Annotated in this window: 7 protein-coding genes; all 7 read left to right on the plus strand. The window is 62.0% G+C overall.

Annotated features, from left to right (window positions below):
* Window positions 1–58: 58 nt before the first annotated feature.
* Window positions 59–1,225 (plus strand): D-alanyl-D-alanine carboxypeptidase family protein, encoded by a 1,167-nt coding sequence (locus AC0ZT5_RS34020; protein WP_488500019.1) that lies wholly within the window; start codon window positions 59–61, stop codon window positions 1,223–1,225.
* Window positions 1,226–1,434: 209 nt separating this feature from the next.
* On the plus strand, window positions 1,435–2,109 hold the full coding sequence (tmk, locus tag AC0ZT5_RS34025; protein ID WP_488500020.1) for a dTMP kinase: 675 nt from the start codon (window positions 1,435–1,437) through the stop codon (window positions 2,107–2,109).
* The gene (locus tag AC0ZT5_RS34030; protein WP_488500021.1) at window positions 2,106–3,161 is read left to right on the plus strand and encodes a DNA polymerase III subunit delta'; all 1,056 of its coding nucleotides are present in this window, start codon (window positions 2,106–2,108) and stop codon (window positions 3,159–3,161) included. Before tmk ends, AC0ZT5_RS34030 begins: the two co-directional genes overlap by 4 nt.
* A 138-nt stretch (window positions 3,162–3,299) precedes the next feature.
* Window positions 3,300–4,853, plus strand: a complete 1,554-nt coding sequence (gene metG / locus AC0ZT5_RS34035) for a methionine--tRNA ligase (protein WP_488500022.1) — start codon at window positions 3,300–3,302, stop codon at window positions 4,851–4,853.
* On the plus strand, window positions 4,853–5,665 hold the full coding sequence (locus AC0ZT5_RS34040) for a TatD family hydrolase (protein ID WP_488500023.1): 813 nt from the start codon (window positions 4,853–4,855) through the stop codon (window positions 5,663–5,665). Before metG ends, AC0ZT5_RS34040 begins: the two co-directional genes overlap by 1 nt.
* A 3-nt stretch (window positions 5,666–5,668) precedes the next feature.
* Window positions 5,669–6,484, plus strand: coding sequence for an MBL fold metallo-hydrolase (locus AC0ZT5_RS34045; protein WP_488500024.1), 816 nt, complete (start codon window positions 5,669–5,671; stop codon window positions 6,482–6,484).
* Between the two features lie 412 nt (window positions 6,485–6,896).
* On the plus strand, window positions 6,897–7,046 hold a 150-nt coding region (locus tag AC0ZT5_RS34050; protein WP_488500026.1), incomplete at its 3' end, for a helix-turn-helix domain-containing protein.

Genomic DNA, 7,046 nt, shown 5'->3' on the forward strand with positions numbered 1-7,046 from the left:
AAAAAGCCTGATACTTTTTGCGGGCTTGCCGGACGTGCCGGCCAACGGGTCGAATTTCATGCAATTTCGCTTGCTCCAGCCTTTCGCCGGGCTTCTGTTTTTTTGCCTACTATTGCTTTCCCTGGCTCCAGCCAGTGCGCAGCTTTTCGAGACCAAGGCCGCGCAGGTTTTCATGATCGACGCCGAAACCGGGACGGTGCTGTTTTCGAAAGATGCCGATGAGCCGATACCGCCGGCTTCGATGGCCAAGCTGATGACCATGGAAGTGGTTTTCAACGCCATAAAGTCCGGGCGCCTGAAGCTCGACGACACGTTCGTGGTCAGCGAAAACGCCTGGCGCAAAGGTGGTGCGCCTTCGGGAACTTCGACGATGTTTGCCAAGCTCAAATCGTCGATCCGGCTCGAGGATCTCATTCAGGGCGTAACGGTTCAGGCGGCCAATGACGGCTGTATTGTCATTGCCGAAGGCATGGCCGGCTCGGAGGACAATTTTGCCGCACAGATGACCGAGCGCGCGCGCCAGATCGGGCTCAAGACATCGACGTTCGTCAATTCGACCGGCCTGCCCGCGGACGGCCAGCAGACGACGGTGCGGGAGTTGGCGCTGCTGGCCGTGGATCTGTGGCGCGATTATCCGGATTTCTATCAGTACTACGGCCAGAAGGATTTTACCTGGAACAAGATCTCGCAACGGAACCGCAATCCGCTTCTGGCAATGGACATCGGCGCCGACGGCCTGGCGGTCGGCGCGAGCGAGACGTCAGGCTTCGGCATCGTCGGTTCGGTCAACCACAACGGCACGCGGGTGATCGCGGCGATGAGCGGACTGGCCAGCGACAAGGAGCGTGCCGAAGAGGCGCGAAAACTGCTCGACTGGGGTGTTCGCTCTTTCGAGAAGACCGAAATCTTCGCCAAGGACGAGGTGGTCGGCGAAGCCCAGGTTTTTGGCGGCGCGAAATCCGGCGTGACGCTGAAGGCCAAGGGTCCGATCGCCATCTTCCTGCCGATCACCAACCGCGACAAGCTGACGGCCAAGATCGTCTACACAGGCCCGGTTGCCGCTCCGGTGGAGGAAGGGCAACCGGTGGGCGCGCTGCGCGTCTGGATCGGCGACACGCTCAGCCAGGAAACGCCGCTTTTCGCCGCCGAGTCGATCGGCGTCGGCACGTTGCCGCAGCGCGCGCTCGATGCCGTCAAGGAACTGGCGATCGGCTGGCTGCGCTAGAGCGGTTCGTCGTTTCACGGAAACGCAGAACCGCTCTATCTCTTTGCTTTGACGCAAGTCCCTAGGGAAAGCGCTACGCGCTTTTCCCGGCAAAACCGTTTCACACTTTTCCTGGAATTGCTCTAGCGCCGACGGCATAGACGTTTGGCCCGACGCGGACTATCTAGAGCGCTATAACCACCCGCAAGCATGGCAAGGGCTTTTTCGATTTGGCGCGCGGATTTTTCATCACCTTCGAAGGCGGCGAAGGAGCAGGCAAGTCGACGCAGATCGAGCGGCTGGCCAGGAAGATGCGCGCCAAGGGATATGATGTCCTCCCCACTCGTGAACCTGGCGGCTCGCCTGGCGCCGAAGCTGTCAGGCATGTGCTGCTTTCAGGCGCCGCCGAACCGTTCGGGCCGAAAATGGAGGCGCTGCTGTTCGCCGCCGCGCGCTCCGACCATGTCGAGCAGGTCATCCGTCCAGCGGTCGAGCGTGGCTCCATCGTGCTTTGCGACCGCTTCCTGGATTCATCACGCGTCTACCAGGGCGTCACGGGCGGTATCGACCCGGCGTTCATGGATGCGCTGGAGCAGGTTGCCATCAACGGCATGATGCCGGACATGACGCTGATCTTCGACATCGATCCGGCGGAGGGCCTCAGGCGCGCGACGTTGCGGCGCGGCACCGAAGCAATCGCCGACCGCTTCGAAAAGGAGAGGCTGGCGATCCATCAGGCCCGCCGCGAGGCGTTTCTGGCAATCGCGGCGGCCGAGCCGGAACGCTGCATCGTCGTTAACGCCGCCGCCGATGCCGATACGGTCGAGAATGTCGTCACCGCCGCCGTGTTCGCGGCGCTGGAGGCAAGAACGCCGTCGCGCAACAGGCAGGCGACGCCGGCATGATCTTCGAGCGCATCGCACCCGAGCAGCACGACACGCTGGACGGCGTGCCCGAGCCATCCGAAACGCCGCGCCTGGTTGGACACCGGCAGGCCGCGGGGATGCTGACCGCCGCCTATCGTGCGGGAAAGCTGCCGCATGCGCTGATCTTCTCCGGGCCGGTCGGCATCGGCAAGGCGACGCTTGCCTTCCATCTTGCGCATCATCTGTTGAAGCACCCGGACTTTGCGCAGGCGCCGGAAAGCCTTGCCATTCCCGATCCGGCCTCGTCGCTGTTTCGCCAGATCGCCACCGGCGCGCATCCTTGCGTGCTGCATCTGACCCGTCCGCCCAACGACAAGACCAAGAGCTTCAAGACCGTCGTCACCGTCGACGAGATCCGCAAGGTCAGCCGCTTCCTGTCGCTGACCTCGCATGACGGCAGCTACCGGGTTGTGATCGTGGACCCAGCCGACGACATGAACACCAATGCCGCCAATGCCTTGCTGAAGAATCTCGAAGAGCCGCCGGCACGAACGCTGTTCATCCTGATCGTCCATGCGCCGGGCAGCCTGCTGCCGACAATCCGGTCGCGTTGCCAGGTGGTGCGATTGACGCCACTCGATGCCGAAGACCTGATGGCGGTTCTGGAAACGACCGAACCGCCACCGCCGGACGATCCTGCCGAGCGCGCGGCGCTGGCTGAGCGGGCAGGGGGCAGCGCGCGCAGCGCGATCTTGTTGACGCAGTATGGGGGTCTGGAGATCGCGTCGACGCTCGACGCCCTGGTGGCGGCAAGAAAGAACGATGTAGGCGGCGCGTTTCGCCTTGCCGAGGCTGTCGCCGGCCGCGACCAGGCGATCCAGTTCGACATCTTCAACCGCCGGGCGCTGGAGCTGTTGTCGGATGCGGCAAGCCAGGCAGCGCTTGCGGGCGACCTCGCACGGGCCAAAACGCTGTCGGACACTTGGCATGAGGCGCTGGACGCTATATCTGAGACCGACACCTACAATCTCGACAAGAAGCAGCACGCCTTGACCATGATCGACCGCCTGAATTCTGCAATGCGAATGTGACGGTTTCTCCATGCATGCCGTGCCCCAAAACCGGGGCCACTTTTGGACGGCATGCATTGGCCTCGGGATGGCAATCGCCGCCCCGATGCGATATCCACCGCCACGCCTTTCCATTCAGACATTCATGACGGTTCATTCATGTCACGCGACAAGTTCTACATCACGACGGCGATTTCCTATCCGAACGGCAAACCGCATATCGGCCATGCCTACGAACTGATCGCAACCGATGCGCTTGCCCGCTTCCAGCGGCTCGACGGCAAGCAAGTCTTCTTCCTCACCGGAACCGACGAACACGGCATCAAGATGCTGCAGACCGCCAAGCGCGAAGGCATTTCGCCGCGTGAGCTGGCCGATCGCAATTCGGCTGAGTTCAAGCGCATGGCGGAGGCGCTCAACGCCTCCAATGACGACTTCATCCGCACCACGGAAGAGCGGCACTACGCGTCGTCGCAGGCGATCTGGAAGGCAATGGCCGCCAATGGCGACATCTACAAGGGTGGCTATGCCGGGTGGTACTCGGTGCGCGACGAGGCCTACTACGGCGAGGAGGAGACGGAGGTCCGCCCAGACAATGTCCGGTACGGGCCACAGGGAACGCCCGTCGAATGGGTCGAGGAAGAGAGCTATTTCTTCCGCCTCTCGGCCTATCAGGACAAGCTCGTCGCGCTCTATGAAAACCAGCCCGACTTCATCGGCCCGGCTGAGCGCCGCAACGAAGTGATGAGCTTCGTCAAATCCGGCCTCAAGGACCTGTCGATCTCGCGCACCACCTTCGACTGGGGCGTGCCGGTGCCGGGCGACGAGAAGCACGTGATGTATGTGTGGGTCGACGCCTTGACCAATTACATCACAGGTGTCGGCTATCCCAATGAAAATGCTGACGATTGGCATTTCTGGCCTGCGGATGCGCACATCATCGGCAAGGACATCGTCCGCTTTCATGCGGTGTATTGGCCGGCCTTCCTGATGTCTGCCGGCATCCCGCTGCCGAAACGTGTCTTCGGCCACGGCTTCCTGTTCAACCGCGGCGAGAAGATGTCGAAATCGGTCGGCAACGTCATAGACCCCTTCACCATGATCGAGCACTACGGTCTGGACCAGGTGCGCTACTTCTTCCTGCGCGAGGTGCCGTTCGGCCAGGACGGCAGCTACAGCCATGAAGCAATCGTCAACCGCACCAACGCCGATCTTGCCAATGGCCTTGGCAATCTGGCGCAGCGCTCGCTGGCGATGATCGCCAAGAACTGCGGCGGCGTGGTGCCGCAACGCGGCACACTGGCGGATGAGGACAAGGCGATCCTCGATCAGGCAAGTGCCGCGCTCGCCGTGGCGCGCAAGACCATGGCCGAGCAAGGCATCCATCTGGCACTGGCGGCGATCTTCGGCGTGGTGGCGGAAGCCGATCGTTATTTCGCGGGCCAGGCGCCGTGGGCGCTGAAGAAGAGCGATCCGGCGCGCATGGAAACCGTGCTGTGGACGACTGCCGAACTCGTCCGGCGCGTGGCGCTGTTGTGCCAACCCTTCATTCCGGGATCGGCCAACAAACTGCTCGACCTGCTGGCGGTGCCGGCGGACAGCCGCGATTTCGTGCATGTCGCGGCAGACCACGCGCTTGTCTCCGGGGTGGCCTTGCCCGCGCCGGAGGGCGTGTTTCCGCGTTACATCGAACAGCCGGATGCGAACGCCTGATGCTCGTCGACAGCCATTGCCACCTGGATTTTCCCGACTTCGCCGAGGAGCGGGCGGCCATTGTCGCCCGCGCCAAGGCGGTCGGTATCGGCCGCATGGTGACGATCTCGACGCGTGTGAAGCGGTTTCAGCAAATCCTTGAAATCGCTGAAACCTTCGACGAAGTGTACTGTTCGGTCGGCACCCACCCGCACAACGCCGCGGAGGAACTCGACGTCACCGCCGCGGACCTTGTGCGCCTGTCAGCTCATCCGAAGGTGGTGGCGATCGGCGAGGCGGGGCTCGATTACTTCTACGACAAGGCGCCGCGCGATGCCCAGGCGCAGGGCTTTCGCGCCCACATCGCCGCCGCTCGGGAAACCGGACTGCCGCTGGTCATTCATTCGCGCGATGCCGATGACGACATGGCGGCCATCCTCGAGGACGAAACAGGGAAGGGCGCCTTCCCCTTCATCCTGCACTGTTTTTCGTCCGGGCCCCGGCTGGCGGAAATCGGCGTTGCGCTCGGTGGCTATGTATCGTTCTCGGGTATCCTGACCTTCAAGAATTCGGCGGAATTACGCGCCATCGCAGCCGATGTGCCGCATGACCGCTTGCTGGTCGAAACCGACGCACCCTATCTGGCGCCCGTGCCGTTTCGCGGCAAGCGCAACGAGCCAGCCTATGTCGCGCACACGGCCAAAGTGCTGGCCGAAACAATCGGCGTCAGCGAGGCTGACATCGCTGATCTGACGACGAACAATTTCTTCCGTCTGTTCGGCAAGATGCCGCGACCTCCCGAGCAAACTGCTTGGCCCGAGCAAAGCGCCTGAACGATGACCGACCGGCTGCGCCTTACCATTCTCGGCTGCGGCTCGTCGCCAGGTACGCCGCGCATCACCGGCGACTGGGGCAATTGCGACCCGGATAACCCGAAGAACCGGCGCACCCGCGCCGCCGCACTCGTCGAGCGGATTGCTGCGGATGGCAGCCGCACCAGGGTTGTCATCGACACCGGACCGGATTTCCGCCAGCAGATGCTTATGGCCTCCGTCAGGCGCATCGATGCGGTCGTCTACACGCACCCGCATGCCGACCATATCCACGGCATCGATGACCTGCGCGGTTTCGTCCTCGAACACCGCCAGCTGATCGATATCCATGCCGACCAGCCGACAATGCTGCGCCTGCGGCAAGCGTTCGGCTATTGTTTCGAGACCCCGGCAGGCAGTTCCTATCCGCCGATCGTCGACGCTCATATCATCGATCACGCCAAGCCGGTGGTGATCGAAGGAGAGGGGGGTGCCCTCACCCTCGAGCCGCTGCCGCAGGTGCATGGCGACATCATATCGCTTGGTTTCCGCATTGGCACGCTCGCCTATTGCCCTGATATCAGTGACTTTCCGGAGTCTACCGCCGAACGGCTGCGCGACCTCGACGTGCTGATCATCGATGCGCTGCAGTACCGGACGCATCCCAGCCATCTGTCGCTCGGCGAAGCGTTGGAATGGATCCAGCGGCTGGCGCCGAGACACTCCGTGCTGACGCATATGCATGTGCCGCTCGACTACGCCACCGTGATGGCCGAGACGCCAGCCAACGTCGAACCAGCCTATGACGGCATGGTGGTAGAAATCCCATATGATTCATAGTGATGAGGCCAATCCTTCATCGCTGGCCGCACTGGAATTTTCGACAACGAATGACGCCCGGCCAAATCGTCTGGTCAACACGGATTTCAGCTGCCGTGCATGCCGGATCGACATGCCGCGATAGACACGACGCCTAGGCTACTCAATCGAAGAGATCGCGGGTTGGCGTGACCGCCATAGCGCCAAACGGCTGATAATGCGGGAAAATCTCCGCCTGCCGTCATACGCTTCAGTTCCATAATCTATCTTATGCGACTTTCTGATGTAGCAGCTATATAGAGATGCGACACTTGAGCAATTTAGAGATGCGACAGTCCCCGACTTTCACAGCTCATGCTCTCGCCAACTCGAAGCTGGAAAGGAAGGCTTGCGGCCTCAGCCTGGCGACAGACCGGGCTCGTTGGAGACCGTCATGCCTTGTCTCGTTACCTTGTCGCAGAACGAACTTCATCGCCTTGAAGCTATCCAGAAGATCCGTGAACGTCGGCTGAGCGTCGTCCAGGCGGCCGAGCTATTGCGATTGAGCCGCGCACAGGTTCACCGGCTGTTGCAAGCTTACGAT

This window comes from Mesorhizobium sp. CNPSo 4670, from assembly GCF_057784235.1.